This is a genomic window from Pseudomonas parakoreensis (assembly GCF_021602155.1).
Lineage (GTDB): Bacteria > Pseudomonadota > Gammaproteobacteria > Pseudomonadales > Pseudomonadaceae > Aquipseudomonas > Aquipseudomonas parakoreensis.
This window is the reverse complement of the sequence record NZ_BQHY01000006.1, coordinates 315,551-329,516: the sequence shown is the minus strand read 5'-3', so window position 1 is coordinate 329,516 and position 13,966 is coordinate 315,551. Positions and strand designations below refer to the sequence as shown.

At 61.3% G+C, this 13,966-nt stretch carries 15 protein-coding genes; 3 read left to right on the top strand and 12 right to left on the bottom strand.

What is annotated here, in order from left to right:
* Positions 1 to 58: 58 nt before the first annotated feature.
* The 7 genes from L6D63_RS11895 to L6D63_RS11865 form a co-directional block, all read right to left on the bottom strand.
* Positions 59 to 1,216 carry a glutathionylspermidine synthase family protein gene (locus tag L6D63_RS11895; protein ID WP_131671509.1) on the bottom strand — a complete coding sequence of 386 codons (1,158 nt, stop codon included), beginning with the start codon at positions 1,214 to 1,216 and terminating at the stop codon, positions 59 to 61.
* Between the two features lie 2 nt (positions 1,217 to 1,218).
* Complete coding sequence (locus L6D63_RS11890) at positions 1,219 to 1,905, bottom strand: DUF1190 domain-containing protein (protein WP_131671510.1); 687 nt, start codon at positions 1,903 to 1,905, stop codon at positions 1,219 to 1,221.
* Between the two features lie 17 nt (positions 1,906 to 1,922).
* Positions 1,923 to 2,348: a DUF350 domain-containing protein gene (locus tag L6D63_RS11885; RefSeq protein WP_131671511.1), complete on the bottom strand. Its 426-nt coding sequence runs from the start codon at positions 2,346 to 2,348 to the stop codon at positions 1,923 to 1,925.
* A 14-nt stretch (positions 2,349 to 2,362) separates the two neighbouring features.
* Complete coding sequence (locus L6D63_RS11880; protein WP_131671512.1) at positions 2,363 to 3,010, bottom strand: DUF2491 family protein; 648 nt, start codon at positions 3,008 to 3,010, stop codon at positions 2,363 to 2,365.
* A gap of 203 nt (positions 3,011 to 3,213) precedes the next feature.
* Positions 3,214 to 3,912 carry a PspA/IM30 family protein gene (locus tag L6D63_RS11875; protein WP_041074459.1) on the bottom strand — a complete coding sequence of 233 codons (699 nt, stop codon included), beginning with the start codon at positions 3,910 to 3,912 and terminating at the stop codon, positions 3,214 to 3,216.
* Positions 3,913 to 3,929: 17 nt separating this feature from the next.
* Complete coding sequence (locus L6D63_RS11870) at positions 3,930 to 4,598, bottom strand: YjfI family protein (protein ID WP_047296896.1); 669 nt, start codon at positions 4,596 to 4,598, stop codon at positions 3,930 to 3,932.
* Positions 4,599 to 4,750: 152 nt separating this feature from the next.
* Positions 4,751 to 5,299 carry a cysteine hydrolase family protein gene (locus L6D63_RS11865; RefSeq protein WP_047296893.1) on the bottom strand — a complete coding sequence of 183 codons (549 nt, stop codon included), beginning with the start codon at positions 5,297 to 5,299 and terminating at the stop codon, positions 4,751 to 4,753.
* 99 nt (positions 5,300 to 5,398) lie between these two features.
* Here L6D63_RS11865 and L6D63_RS11860 point away from each other — a divergent pair, with 99 nt between their 5' ends.
* The 3 genes from L6D63_RS11860 to L6D63_RS11850 all read left to right on the top strand — a co-directional run bounded on the left by L6D63_RS11860 (position 5,399) and on the right by L6D63_RS11850 (position 8,469).
* Positions 5,399 to 6,379 (top strand): GlxA family transcriptional regulator, encoded by a 981-nt coding sequence (locus L6D63_RS11860; protein ID WP_047296929.1) that lies wholly within the window; start codon positions 5,399 to 5,401, stop codon positions 6,377 to 6,379.
* 232 nt (positions 6,380 to 6,611) lie between these two features.
* Positions 6,612 to 7,721 carry a DUF3182 family protein gene (locus tag L6D63_RS11855; RefSeq protein ID WP_047296891.1) on the top strand — a complete coding sequence of 370 codons (1,110 nt, stop codon included), beginning with the start codon at positions 6,612 to 6,614 and terminating at the stop codon, positions 7,719 to 7,721.
* Positions 7,711 to 8,469: an alpha/beta hydrolase family protein gene (locus tag L6D63_RS11850; RefSeq protein WP_047296890.1), complete on the top strand. Its 759-nt coding sequence runs from the start codon at positions 7,711 to 7,713 to the stop codon at positions 8,467 to 8,469. Before L6D63_RS11855 ends, L6D63_RS11850 begins: the two co-directional genes overlap by 11 nt.
* A 49-nt stretch (positions 8,470 to 8,518) precedes the next feature.
* On the opposite strand, the gene L6D63_RS11845 is transcribed toward L6D63_RS11850, so the two are convergent.
* The 5 genes from L6D63_RS11845 to L6D63_RS11825 all read right to left on the bottom strand — a co-directional run bounded on the left by L6D63_RS11845 (position 8,519) and on the right by L6D63_RS11825 (position 13,884).
* On the bottom strand, positions 8,519 to 9,493 hold the full coding sequence (locus L6D63_RS11845; protein WP_131671513.1) for a lysylphosphatidylglycerol synthase domain-containing protein: 975 nt from the start codon (positions 9,491 to 9,493) through the stop codon (positions 8,519 to 8,521).
* Positions 9,490 to 10,764 carry a cardiolipin synthase ClsB gene (clsB, locus tag L6D63_RS11840; RefSeq protein ID WP_131671514.1) on the bottom strand — a complete coding sequence of 425 codons (1,275 nt, stop codon included), beginning with the start codon at positions 10,762 to 10,764 and terminating at the stop codon, positions 9,490 to 9,492. The genes L6D63_RS11845 and clsB overlap by 4 nt, the downstream gene beginning before the upstream one ends.
* A complete protein-coding gene (locus tag L6D63_RS11835; protein ID WP_131671515.1) occupies positions 10,761 to 11,558 on the bottom strand; it encodes an endonuclease/exonuclease/phosphatase family protein in 798 nt (265 codons plus the stop codon). Before L6D63_RS11835 ends, clsB begins: the two co-directional genes overlap by 4 nt.
* Positions 11,555 to 12,481 carry a DUF72 domain-containing protein gene (locus L6D63_RS11830; protein WP_131671516.1) on the bottom strand — a complete coding sequence of 309 codons (927 nt, stop codon included), beginning with the start codon at positions 12,479 to 12,481 and terminating at the stop codon, positions 11,555 to 11,557. The genes L6D63_RS11835 and L6D63_RS11830 overlap by 4 nt, the downstream gene beginning before the upstream one ends.
* Before the next feature lie 200 nt (positions 12,482 to 12,681).
* Positions 12,682 to 13,884, bottom strand: a complete 1,203-nt coding sequence (locus L6D63_RS11825) for an MFS transporter (RefSeq protein WP_131671517.1) — start codon at positions 13,882 to 13,884, stop codon at positions 12,682 to 12,684.
* Between the last annotated feature and the right edge of the window lie 82 nt (positions 13,885 to 13,966).

Below are 13,966 nucleotides of genomic sequence, written 5' to 3'. Positions count from 1 at the left end.
ATAAAAAAGGCCCGTCGTTCAAAACGACGGGCCTTTTTTGTGGGCGCGGATGCATGCCTCAGTCGAGGATCAGGTGCGGCAGAAACCGGCTCGAATCCTTGGTAATCAGACTATTGTCCTCCCGCACGCCGATCCCCGCCGCCTGATCACCAATCACCCAGGAGCCGACCAGCGTGTAGCTGTCGTCGAACTTCGGCAATGGCGCAAATTCCTGCAGGATGAATGGCGCATCGGTGTAGGGCCCGTCTTCTTTGACGATCAGACCTTCTGCCGTGTGCAGTTCGATATTGGCGCCTTCGCGGGAGAAGTACGGTTTGCGCACCCAACCCTTGGGCACCGCACTGGCCGGATTCGGATCAAGGTGCGCCGCCAGCAGGTTCGGGTGGCCCTGGTGGAGTTCCCACAGCAGCGGCAGCGCGCCTTTGTTCGACAGGATCGACTTCCACGCCGGTTCGAAAAACTGTGTATCGCACTCGGCAATCGCCGCGCCGAACGGCTCGTGGAAGATGAACTCCCAGGCGTGCAGTTTGAACAGGTGCGGGATCCAGCGATCCTCAAGGTCAACGAAGCGACCCTCGGCGGTCAGGCCGATGTCTTCGATGTCGATGTGCCGGGATTCGATGCCGACCTTTTCCGCGATCAGGCGCAGGTAGTCGGTCGTGCCTTTGTCCTCGACCGAGTCTTTCATCGAGGCGAAGTAGAACGGACGCTTGAGCTGCAACTCGGCAAACGCCTGATGCAGCCTGGTATCGATGCTGTTGAACTGGTCGGCGTGGCGCGGCAACATTCCGCGCTCGATGCATTGCTCCAGCCAACCCCACTGAAACGCCGCCGCCTCATAGAGGCTGGTCGGCGTGTCGTAGTTGAGCTCCAGCAGTTTGGCAGGGCCATTGCCGCTGTAGGAAAAGTCCATGCGTCCGTACAGATGCGGATGACCTTCCAGCCAGGAAGTACGAATCATGTCGTAGTACGACGCCGGGATGCTCAGGCGATCCAGCAGCTCTTCGCTGTGCACCACGCGGTCGACCAGATCCATGCACATCTCATGCAGTTCGGTGGTCGGGTCCTCCAGATCGTTTTCGATCTGCGCGAGCGTGAACTGGTAGTAGGCGCTTTCGTCCCAGTACGGCTCGTCGTCGATGGTGTGGAACAGAAAGCCGAGGCTTTCGGCTGTCTGTTTCCAGTCGGGGCGCTCGGCGCAGTGGATCTTCTTCATGGTCAGCTGCTCGAGCGTCCGGAACTGCTGCCCCAGCCACCCCAACCGCTGCGAGCGGAAGACTGGCTGCCGAAGCCGCCACGGGAGGTCGACGAGGCGACGTTCACCGGTTTGCTTTTGCTGCTCTCGTAGTCCGGTTGACTGCGCGGCGCCGATTCGATTTTGCGGTACTGCGTCGAGGTGTTGTAGGTCTGACGCGTGTCGCGATCGCGGTAAACGGTGCGGTTGGCGTTGTTGCTCATCGCATTGCCGATCAGCCAGCCCGTGAGCCAGCCGTTGCCGCCGCCACCAGAGGCGTGGGAAGTGCTTTGCGCGTTCTGCGCAGCCGCTGCTTCACCGGCAGGCATCTGCGCATTGGCAAGCGCATTCAGGTCCTGCGGGGGCTCGCCGTTCTGCGGTACCTTGAAACCGCCGAGTTTGGGCACGAACCGGCCGTCAGAGTTTTTCTGGCACCAGTCGGCAGCGAAGTCAGCGTCGCACTTGTCCTTGTCGGCATAGGCCGGGGCAATGCGTCGGTGCTCGGTCAATGCTGCGACGTAGGCGTTGGAGCAGACATCGGCCGCCACTTCGGCGCCGACGCACTCCTCGACCGATTGAAAGCGTTGCTGATCCTGCGCGGCAACCTCGCCGGAAATCGCCAGCGCCACCGAAGCGGCGAGGGACAGTTGAACGTACTTGCTGCGTTTCATCGAAGGCTTCCTGCCGATCAGTTGGACGGGGTCATGCACGCGGCATTGAGCATGCCGACACTGATGGCCACTGCGGCCACGTAGATACCCGAAGCGATTTCACCGTTGGCGATTCGCCTGGAGGTGCCTTTGAGAACCAGGCCGGTGGCGAGGAATGCGAGCAATTGCACCCCCGCCGCAATCACTGCCCACAGCACGAAATCGAGGACGTTGACCGAAAACGCGATGACATTGCTGGCCGGAATCGCAAAACCGATGATCGCGCCGGACAGGGCGATCGCGGCAGCGATGTTGCCGGAGCGGATCAGCTCGAATTCTTTGTGGGGCGTGATGCGCGTGTAGACGAACTGAAACAGCATGAACAGCAGCACAGCGCCGATCAGGTAGACGACGAAACCGACCAGCGCGGTCTTGTTCAGGGAAACGGCCAGCACTTCCAGCATGGAAAACTTCCTTTTTAAATGGTGCTCAGATCAGTCGTGTACAGCGAAATGCCCAGCGAGGTGCTCAGGCTGACGGTGCCTTCTTCGTCCTGTTCGACGGAGAACAGCAGCAATTCGCGGCGATCGGTCAGGCCGGTCTCGCGCGCATAAAGCATGGAGTGGTGTTCGATGGTGTAACTCTCGTCCGGATTGACCACGTGTTCGGTCAGCGGGACCAGTTCGGTCTGGCCCAGTTCGGTGCCCCATTCGCGGCTGTACTGGACGCCGTCGTGGGTGTAGGCCGGCAGGCCAATCGGGCTTGCAGGACCGGCCAGGCGCTGGAGCTCGGCGTCACTGTTGACGGTCACGTAGTTGAGGTAGTTGAACAGGGTGACCGACTCGATCTGGTCGTCACCGGTGACGTGGATCTGCAGCCAGAAATCCTCGTTGTTGAGGTAGTAGCGATGCAGTTTGTTGGATTGGCCAAGGTCGATCCAGCCAGCGCTCCAGATTGCCTCTGCCGCCGGAACCTGCACTGAGGTGCTGCCATCAAGCAGCAAGGCCAGGGTCGAATCGAATCGCACGCCTTTGCCCTGTGCCATTCCGAGTGGGCCGCCGGCTACCGGAGCGGGCGCAGCCGGCTGCCAGTTGCTGGTGCCCAGCAAATCTTTTAACCATCCCATGGGTACATTCCTTGAGGCGGGTGGAGGTATTCGTCGGTAAAAAAAACGTCGCTAGTGTACCGGGCCGGGCGACGAACGAGCAGGCACAATGCAAATATTCCGGGTGCAAAAAACCTGTAGGAGCTGCCGCAGGCTGCGATCTTTTGATCTGGATTGAAGATCAAAAGATCGCAGCCTGCGGCAGCTCCTACAGGAGAGCGATTTTACTGCGCGGACTTCTGTTTCAGCCGCTCAAGAATCGCATTGGCGCTGCCTTCGTTCGGCGTGATGCCGGCGTCGCGCAGTTTGCGCTCCAGGTCGTTGCCGGTCGAAGCGTCGGCCAGTTCGTCGGCGGCGCTCAGCTCGGCAGCGCGTTGCTGCTGCTTGGCCTGCAGACGGTTCAGCGTGCCGACGGCGGTTTCCAGTTTGCCGTTGGCGCCGCCGCTGGCGATGGACGCGCTGACCTGCGCCTTCTGCACGCTTTCACGGGCCTTGGCCATGTCCACTTGCTGGCGCAGGCTCTTGATCCGCGACTCGGCCTTGGTAATGTCCTTGCGCATGTTTTCGGCGTAGGTGCCGAACTCGTCGCTCTGGGCTTTCTCGGCGGTCAGATCGTTGGTCAGGGTCGAAATCGCTTCGGCCACTTCCATGGCCAGGTCTTCGCGGCCGGCGTTCAGCGCGGCAACCGCCTTGGCTTCCAGGTCCTTGATCTTGGCGTCGTACTCGCTCACGCGGTCGGCGGCCAGCTTGTGCTTGGCCATGATGGTGACCAGCTCGCGGCGCGCGTTCGACAGCGCGGTGTCAGCGTCGCGGATCTCCTGATCGAGGATGCGCAGGGCCTGCTGGTCGACGATCGCTTCGCCGACTTCATTGGCGCCGCCGCGCAGAGCGGTGAACAACTTGCTCCAGATGGACTGAGTCATTGGATATTCCCTGTTGATTACTTGAAGAAGTGTTCGAAGGCTTCGCTCGCGCGCTGCACGTTGTCGACCAGGGTTTTCACCTCGGTGACGACGTTGGTCAGGCTCGAGTCGGCGCTGAGAGCGCCAAACATGTTGTAAACGGTCTGACCATTGGGCATCGACTCGATGCCGATCGATGACAGCGGGAACATTTCCCGGCTGCGCAGCACGGCGTCGTTGAAGGCGCGCACGTCAGTGATCGAATCGATGTCCACCAGCACGGTGTCGACGATGATCTGCTGACCGGCCACGGCGATGTGAATCGGCAGACCGCCGAATTCGTTCATTTCCAGCTTGATGCTGGGTTCGGAGCTCTGGATCAGAGACAGCGTGATCTCGTGCGAAGCCACCTCGTCCAGTGCCTTGAGGGCGTTGAAGAGGCTATCGATGTTCCAGTTGTTGCCTGCGCTCATGTAATTCTCCGACATGAATGAGCCAGCCAGAATCGGTTGGCGTAGCTGTTGCTCCATCTGCTTGAGCAAGCTTCGGTTTTCCGGAAGCACCCAAGTTTCGTGTTTCACATAACCGGCGGCAGCCAGGCCCGCGCGCATCTGCTTCATGTAGAAGCTCGACGGTTTTTTCGCGGACGATTTCGAGCGCTCTCCCTTTGGGCTCTCTGACGCAACAGTGGGGGAGCGGCTTTTCATGGCAATGACTCCGTTATGAACATCTCACGCGTGAGCCACACTACAACCAATTCAGAGTGCCATCAATGGCTCACGCGTGAGATTTTCATGACAGACGAAAAAACGCCCGCAACGTGGCGGGCGCAAGTTTTTACCGGGTGTGTCGTGATGGATCAGCGCCCCAGAAACTCCTCCGCCGAGACCACGCTGGCGTAAGCGAAACCCAGTGCCGACATGAATGCCGCGTGGACCTGAGCGGCAGGCACCGTGACCCCGTTGAATTCCAGGTCACGGCAGGCGCAGGCGTCGTGGATTACCGTGACGCCGTAGCCCAGGTCCGCTGCCGCACGGGCGATGCCGTCGATGCACATGTGGCTCATGCTGCCGACAATCACCAGATCCCTGATGCCTTGTTCATCGAGAATCGATTGCAACTCGGTCTCCCGGAACGAATTGACGAAGTGCTTGAGGACCACCGGTTCGTCCGGACGATTGAGTACTTTGGGATGCAGTTTTGCGCCGTCCGAGCCCGGGGTAAAAAACGGCGCGTCGGCCGAAGTGAATTCGTGGCGAATGTGCACCACCGGATCGCCCGCTTCGCGGAACGCGGCGAGCAGCCGTGCGGCGTTGTCGGCGGCGGCTTCAGCCCCCACCAGCGGCCACTTGCCTTGGGGGAAGTAGTCGTTCTGGATATCGACTACGATGAGCGCTTGTCTGGTCATGGTGTGTCCTCGATGCATGGGCTGGAAGTGGATTCAGTATTGGCGCTGGCCGACGTTTCGAGGATTGGCCGGACCGACAATAAGCAGGGGAAAACTGACATGGGCGCAGAAAGGGCCGCCACGGTGGAACTGGGCGTACTGATGTACCCGGGCGTGCAACTGGCGGCGGTGCATGGGCTGAACGATCTGTTTGCGGTCGCCAACCGGATCGCTGCCGAGCGTCAGGCGGCGCAGTTACCGGTGCTGCGCGTCAGTCACTGGAAAGCCGACGCCGAGCAGACGCCGCAGCGGGTGTACGACAGTCATCCCGGCGCTGACAGTCATTTGCTGGCAGTGCTGATTCCACCGTCCCTCGGCAGCTTTTCTGCGGCCAGCGTTTCAGCGCAATGGTTGCAATGGCTACGTGATCAGCATGCCCGTGGTGCAACCCTCGGCGGTGTCTGTGTGGGGTCGATGCTGCTGGCCGAAAGCGGTCTGCTCGACGGGCGTAGCGCCACCACGCACTGGACCTCGGCCAAGGCGTTTGCCGAGCGTTATCCGAACATCCGGCTCAAGGCGGATACGCCGATTGTCGATGACGGCGACTTGATCACCACCGCCGGGCTGATGGCCTGGTCGGAACTGGGCTTGCGCCTGGTCGACCGGCTGCTCGGGCCGAGCATCGCCAGCGGCACCGCGCGCTTTCTGGTGATGGAGCACAGCGACAGCGCCAGTGCCTGCGGGAGCAATTTTGCACCGATCCTCAGTCATGGCGACGCGGCGATTCTCAAGGTTCAGCATTGGCTGCAGAGCACCGGCGCCACTGATGTTTCGCTGACCTCGATGGCAGAGCGGGCAGGCCTGGAGGAGCGCACATTTTTGCGGCGCTTCCGTGCGGCGACCGGGTTGAAACCGACCGAGTATTGCCAGCATCTGCGGGTCGGCAAGGCACGAGAGTTGCTGGAATACAGCAACGGCACTATCGATCACATTGCATGGACTGTGGGCTATCAGGACCCCGGCGCGTTTCGCGCGATCTTCAAGAAAATCACCGGACTGACGCCAAGTGATTATCGGGCGCGGTTTGGTGTCTCGGGATAGTCCAGACACGCCATGACCTGTGGAAGCAAGCCCCCACCCGCATTGAAATCTGGGGCTGCTGAAATCGTGCAAATTACCGGATCCTGACGCCCGGTCGTGCAGATTGAAACGGGCGTGATGCCATCACGTTTTCGGCAAGCATTTGATCTGCCGAAGTTTTCCACAGCCCCCCGATTGGCCTGATCTCTGCACCGTTCATCACTCCATTCACCCATCGCTGCAAGGGGGACGCATGACCCCGACGCCAGGCAGAAAAATCGTCGTCGCGCACTCGGTGCGCGCTGGCGCGCCACACCATGAAGTGCAGACCAACAAGGCGCTGGCCCGTTGGCTGGCGCAGATTCTCGGGCTCAGATTTGCTGGCAGCTACGACCCGGAAAAACACCGCGGTCGTGATCTGTACTGGGTGCCGACGCAAACCATTGTCGGCGCCGGACAGGCACAGGCCTTGGGCATCAAAAGCGCGGATGATTTATGGGGCGGATTCGTCGAACACGATTTCATCTGCACCAAAGCCATCAGTCACGGCCTGCGCAGCCATCTGGCCTACGCGCCGCAAGGCTGGGCGCCGCAGTTCTGCGAGCGTGTGCGCGACGTGGTGCTCGATGGCTTGACCGTGTTTGCCCTGGAGGACGCGCGGCCCGCCGCCGAACACCTGCTGTACAGCGGCCCCATTCGCCTCAAGCCGATTCACGCCTGTGCCGGTCGCGGTCAGGAAGTTATCAACAGCCTCGACGCGTTCGACGAGGTCCTCGCTCGAGTGGATGCAGCAGCGTTGTTCCGCGATGGCGTGGTGCTGGAGCAGGACTTGAGCAAGGTCGTCACCCACAGCGTCGGTCAGTCATTCATCGGCGGCAAGGTGCTGAGCTACTGCGGTGATCAATACTTGACCAAGGATGCCCATGGCGAAGACGTATATGGTGGTTCGAATCTGTTGGTAGTGCAGGGCGGCTACGAAGATCTGCTGGCGTTGGACTTGCCGGATGACGTGCGACTGGCCATCAAGCAGGCCCAGATTTTCGACCGGGCGGCGGATGAGGCTTATCCAGATTTCTACGCCTCGCGGCGCAACTACGACATCGCTCAAGGCCTGGACAGCAATGGCAAACCGCGCAGCGGTGTGCTCGAACAATCCTGGCGCATGGGCGGTGCCAGCAGCGCTGAACTGGCCGCGCTGCAGAGCTTTGTCAACGCTCCGCAGATGCGGGCGATCCGTGTGTCGACCGTAGAAACCTACGGTGATCAAAGCCTGCCGGCGGACGCCATCGAAATCTATCGCGGCCCGGCCGAGAACAGCGACTTTCTCCTCAAATACGTAACGGTCAAATCCTATGACGGCTAGAAGCGAAAGCATTCAGATCGACATTGATGACGAACAGATGAGCGGGACGTTTCTCAGTCCCAAATCGAAAGTCCCCGGCGTGTTGTTTGTGCACGGCTGGGGTGGCAGCCAGGAGCGTGATCTGGAGCGCGCCAAGGGCATCGCCGGGCTGGGTTGTGTGTGCCTGACCTTCGACCTGCGCGGACACACCGGTGGCACCGGCATTCCGCTGACCCGGGTGACGCGCGAAGATAACCTGCGTGACTTGCTCGCGGCCTACGATCGCCTGTTGGCGCATCCGGCGCTCGACACTTCGGCGATTGCGGTAGTCGGCACCAGTTATGGCGGCTATCTCGCGTCGATTCTCACCTCGCTGCGCCCGGTGCGCTGGCTGGCGCTGCGAGTGCCGGCGCTGTATCGCGACGAGCAATGGCATACACCCAAGCGGGATCTGGACAAGGCTGATCTGCGTGACTATCGGGCGACGCTGGTGCGTGCCGACAGTAACCGCGCCTTGCACGCCTGTTCGCAGTTCACCGGGGATGTGTTGTTGGTGGAATCGGAAACCGACGACTACGTGCCCCACGCCACGATCATGAGTTACCGCGCCGCGTGTCAGCAGACGCATTCGCTGACGCACCGGATCATCGACGGTGCTGACCATGCGCTGAGCGACCCGGTTTCGCAGCAGGCCTACACCTCGATTCTGGTGGACTGGATTACCGAGATGGTGGTGGGTGAGCGGTTGAGCATTATTCAGTCCACATAGTGTGTTTTGTCTTTTCGGATACCTTCGCGAGCAAGCCATTACCAAAAACTCAGGAGGGCGTCTTCTCGATCCGCAACGCCTTCGCCTTGGCCTCGACCAGCAGGTACATCACCACGGTGATCAACAACGGCAAAAGAAAATAAATCGCCCGATACGCCAGCAATCCCGCCACCAGACTGCCCCGCGAAACTTCGTGCTGCAGCAGCGCGACGAACACCGCTTCCAACACTCCAAGCCCCGCCGGAATGTGGGTGATGACCCCGGCAATCGCACTGATCAACAGCACGCCAAGCACCAATGGATAATCCAGCTTGCCCGGTAGCAAGGTGAAAATCACCGCCGCCATCAGCGACCAGTTCAGCGCCCCCAGCAGCAGTTGCAGAACGGCCATGCGCAGGGACGGCAGGTTGATTTCCACCCCGCGAATCGACCACTCGCGGCGCTTGGAGAACTGGCACGCGGCGAGGTAACCGGCACTCAGCAGCAGCAACAGCACGCCAATACCCTGCAACGCATCGCTGCTGATTTTCCAGCCCGGCGGCATGCTCACCAGGCCGCTGCTGAACACCACGCCGGCAATCGTCATGTAGCCGAACCAGTTGGTGGCCAGGCTCAAACCGAGAATCTTGGCGATGTTGCTTTTGCTCACCCCCAGGCGCGAATACAGCCGATAGCGCATGGCGATCCCGCCGACCCAGGCGCTGAGGTTGAGGTTGAACGCATAGCTGATGATCCCCACCGGGAGGATCTGTTTCCAGGTCAGGTCCTGGCGGATGTAGGTGCGCCCGATCAGGTCGAAGCTGGCGTAGGTGAGAAAACTCAACAGGGTCACGCCGGCGGCGATGAGCAGTGTGCGCACCTTGAAGTCGGCCAGGGTCTGCAGCACTTCCGCCCATTCGATGCGGGTGGCAAACATCGTCAGCAACACGATCAACGCGAGGAAGAACAGCAGCGTCAGTGGGCGTTTCCAGCGACTCCATCGAGAATGCACGGCGGGCGCTGCTTGCGCTGGGGAATGGCTCATGACATGTGCCCCCGAAACGGCTTGAGCCGTGGTTTGTGCGCCGGCAGCCAACCGGCCATCGCCGGGAAATGCCGCAGGAAGTGGAACACCAGAAACCCCACGGTCATGTGCCAGATCCGTCCGCGTGGCACCTTGCTCGGGTCCATCGCCTTGCAGTGGTTGTGGCTCAGGTCTTCGAGACGCTGGAACAAGTGCTGATTGAACGTGCGATCGCGGATCAGCACGTTGGCTTCCAGGTTCAGTGACAGGCTCAGCGGGTCGAGATTGCTCGAACCGACCGTGCTCCATTCCTCATCCACCAAGGCGACTTTGCCGTGCAGCGGGCGCTGGCAATATTCGTGGATCTGCACCCCGGCCTTGAGCAGGTAGTCGTAGGTCATGCGCGCCGCCAGTTTGGCCACCAGCATGTCCGGTTGACCTTGCAGGATCAGGCGCACCTCGACGCCACGGCGCGCCGCGTTGCGGAGCTCGCGCAGCAGGCGGTAGCCGGGGAAGAAGTAGGCGTTGGCGATCACCACCCGGCGTTTGGCCCGGCGCAATGCGTGCAAGTACACGTCTTCGATGTCGGTGTGGTGCTGATCGTTGTCACGAAACACCAGGCGCACCTGACCGTCGTGATCGTTGAAAGCCATGTCTGCCCGACGCTGGCGCCGACGTTGCCACCAGAAGCGTGCGCGGCCCGGCCGACCGCTTTGCAGTAGGGCGAAATGATGGATGTCAGCGACCGCCGGCCCTTGAACCTGCACCGCGTAATCCTGTTTCGCTTCGGGGCCGAAGTCGGCCAGGTGATCGCCGGAAAAGTTGATCCCGCCAATGAACGCGATCAGTCCGTCGACTACTACAATTTTGCGGTGCAGACGGCGGAACCAGTTGGTGCGAAAACCCAGGTGTTTGGGCGCCGGATCAAACATCTGCAGGTGCACGCCGGCGTCGCTCAATGCCGCGAGATAACCGGTGGTCAACTCACCACAGCCGAAACCGTCGAGGCTGACGGTGGTGCGCACGCCGCGCCGGGCGGCGTCGATCAGGATCTGCTGTAACTCTGCGCCGACCTTGTCTTCGAAAACGATGAAGGTCTCCAGCAGGATTTCACTCTTCGCCGCACGCATGGCGTCGAACACCCGAGGGAAATATTCCTCGCCGTTTTCCAGCAACTCGACACGGTTGTTGCCCTGCCAGTTGTACTCGACATCGACAGGTCCGGGCTCGCGTACCGGCGGGTTGATGCTGATCGGTTCCACGGCGGATTTCTCCAGCGGTGCGCTGCTCATAGTTCGATCTCCACCGATAACGGGGCGTGGTCGGAAAGGTGTGACCAAGGCCGTGTTGTCAACACGTTTGGCTGGCTGGCCTTGAGGTTACGTACGTAGATGCGGTCCAGGCGCAGGATCGGCAGACGTGCCGGAAAACTGCGCGCCGGTTTGCCGTGATGTTCGGCGAACACTTCGCGCAGGCCGCAGGGCTCGAGCAGCGCATCGGCGCGCTGGCGCCAGTCATTGAAGTCACCGGCGACGATCACGGGGGCATCAGCCGGCAGTTGCGCGATGCGCTCGCCCAGCAGCTTCAGTTGCGCATTGCGATGGCTTTCGCGCAGGCCCAGATGCACGCAGATCGCATGCACCTCGACGCCATCGCCCGGCAGGCGCAGCACGCAATGCAACACGCCACGGTTCTCATGGCCGCTGATCGAAACATCGAGGTTGTCGTGGCGGATGATCTGGAATTTCGACAGCAGCGCATTGCCGTGATCGCCCTCCGGGTACACCGCGTTGCGTCCATAGGCGAATTGCGGCCACAGGCTGTCGGCGAGGAACTCGTACTGCGGCATCGTCGGCCAGTTGCTGTAGCGCTTGGGATGATGTTCATGGGTGCCGTGGACTTCTTGCAGAAACACCACGTCGGCGGCCACGCTGCGTACGGCTTCGCGCAACTCCGGGAGGATGAAACGTCTATTGAGTGCGGTGAAACCCTTGTGGGTGTTGACCGTCAGCACGGTGAAACGGCGCACCGAGGCTTCGACACGGGTCTGCTCGTCGGTGAACCCGACCGGTTCTGGAGTACTCATGTCAGCACCCCTTCGGCAGCGGGTTCGCCGGGGGCGGTGGCGAGTGTTTTATCCAGTTCAAAACAGTGGAGCAAACGGCGCGCGTCGTAGGGCGCGCGGACTTTGATGTCGTTGTCGAAATAGCAGAATACTTCGCGGGACTTGCGCGCCCGAGGCTTGAGGCGCGGCGCGATCAGATGCGCATCGCCAGGCTGCTGACCGTGGTGCCAGGCGTCGATGCGTTTGGCCCAGTTCTGCAGCGCCGATTCGCTGTAGCCGCTGGCGTACAGCTCTTCGGCGCCATGCAGGCGCAGGTAGACGAAGTCGCTGGTAAGGTCTTCGCGATACGGCCATTTGCCGGCGGTGTCGGCGATCACCAGGGCGGTGTTGTAGCGTTTCAACAAGCGCACGAAGTCGGGATCAATGAAGCTGTCGTTGCGAATTTCGACGGCATGGCGCAGCGGTTTTTTGCGCCAGGCTTTCAGGCTGGCGTGGCCATGCAGGTGCGCGTCGTGCTGGCGGGCGAGGGCGGCGGCCGCCTCGGTATCGTGGGGCAACAATGAGAGGAAGTGTTCGAAGCGCTCGGGGTCGAATTTGAAGTTCGGCGGAAACTGCCAGAGGATCGGCCCGAGCTTTTCCTTGAGCTCCAGCACCCCGGAGGCGAAGAAATTCGCCAGTGGTTTCTCGATCTCGCGCAAGCGGCGCACGTGAGTGATGAAGCGCGGCGCCTTGACGCTGAACACGAAGTCGTCCGGCGTTTCGCTGTACCACTGCGCATAACGTTCGGGCCGTTGCAGGGCGTAGAACGATCCATTGATTTCGATGCTGTTGACCGCCCGTGATGCGAATTGCAGTTCGCGCTTCTGGGTCAGTCCCTTCGGGTAGAAATCCCCGCGCCACGGAGCGTAGCCCCAGCCGGAAATACCGATGTGAATCGTTGCCATGCCGCCCTCCCGTCGTCAGTCCTCATACAGCCTGTGTCTGTTGATGACTGTGGGCGGTTCGGGAAAGTTTCGACGGCGTTACGGACGGTAGTCTGTAAGAGCCGCCGAAGGCTGCGATCTTTTGATGTTGCTTTTCAAGATCAAAAGATCGCAGCCTTCGGCAGCTCCTACAGGGGGATATCATTGAGACAGCTATTTGATCAGTGGCCGGTGACGACTCGCGTAGTGCTTTCGGCATAGGTCGGGCCGAGCCGATCCAGTCGCCCGCTCCACGCCGTCAGCGCGAGCGCCACCAACACCACCAGCCCGCCGATCCATGCTGTGTGAATCAGGCCAAGGTGTTCGACGATCAGCCCGCCGCCCCATGCGCCACCGGCAATCCCCAGGTTGAACGCCGCGATGTTCAGCCCCGATGCCACGTCCACCGCCTGCGGCGTGTGATGTTCAGCCTGACGCACCACGTACACCTGCAGCCCCGGCACATTGCCGAACGCCACCGCGCCCCACACCAGCACCGTGGCCAGCGCCAGCCATGGGTTGCCGGCGGTGAAGGTCAGTACGAACAGCACCGCGGCGAGCAGGGCGAAGATGATTTTCAGGGCGCTGATCGGCCCACGCTTGTCCGCCATTTTGCCGCCCCAGATATTGCCGGCCGCCACCGAGACGCCGTACACCAGCAGCACCAGGCTGACGGTACTGGCGCTGAAACCGGAGATGTCCTGCAGGATCGGCGCCAGGAAGGTGAAGGCGATGAACGAGCCGCCGTAACCGATCGCGGTCATGGCGTACACCAGCAACAGGCGCGGTTGTTTCAGCACTTGCAGTTGTTGCAACAGCGACGCCGGTTTGCTGTGGGCGATGTTGTTCGGCACATACAGCAGGCTGCCGATGAAGGCGATCACACCCAGCGCCGAGACCGCGAGGAAGGTTTCACGCCAGCCGAAATGCTGACCGATGAACGTGCCCAGTGGTACGCCGGTGACCAGCGCCACGGTGAGGCCGGTGAACATGATCGCAATCGCGCTGGCGGCTTTTTCCTTGGGCACCAGGCTGGTGGCGATGGTCGAGCCGATGGAAAAGAACACCCCGTGCGCCAGGCCCGTGACGATCCGCGCCAGCACCAGCGATTCATAACTGGGCGCCAGCCAGGCCAGCAGGTTGCCGAGGGTGAACAGCACCATCAGCGACAACAGCAACAGTTTGCGCGGGACTTTGCCGGTCAGGGCGGTCAGCACCGGCGCGCCAATGGCAACGCCCAGCGCATACAGGCTGACCAGCAGGCCGGCGGACGGCAGACTGACGCCGAGGTCGGCGCCGATGGTGGGTAACAGGCCAACGATGACGAACTCGGTCGTCCCGATGGCGAAGGCGCTGAGGGTCAGCGCGAGCAAGGCAATGGGCATGACAGCACTCCGGTAGAGGTTTGAATGGAGCGCAGTGTCGGGGTTTGGCTCCTGCGGAAAAATACGGGGCCAGGTATTTGAT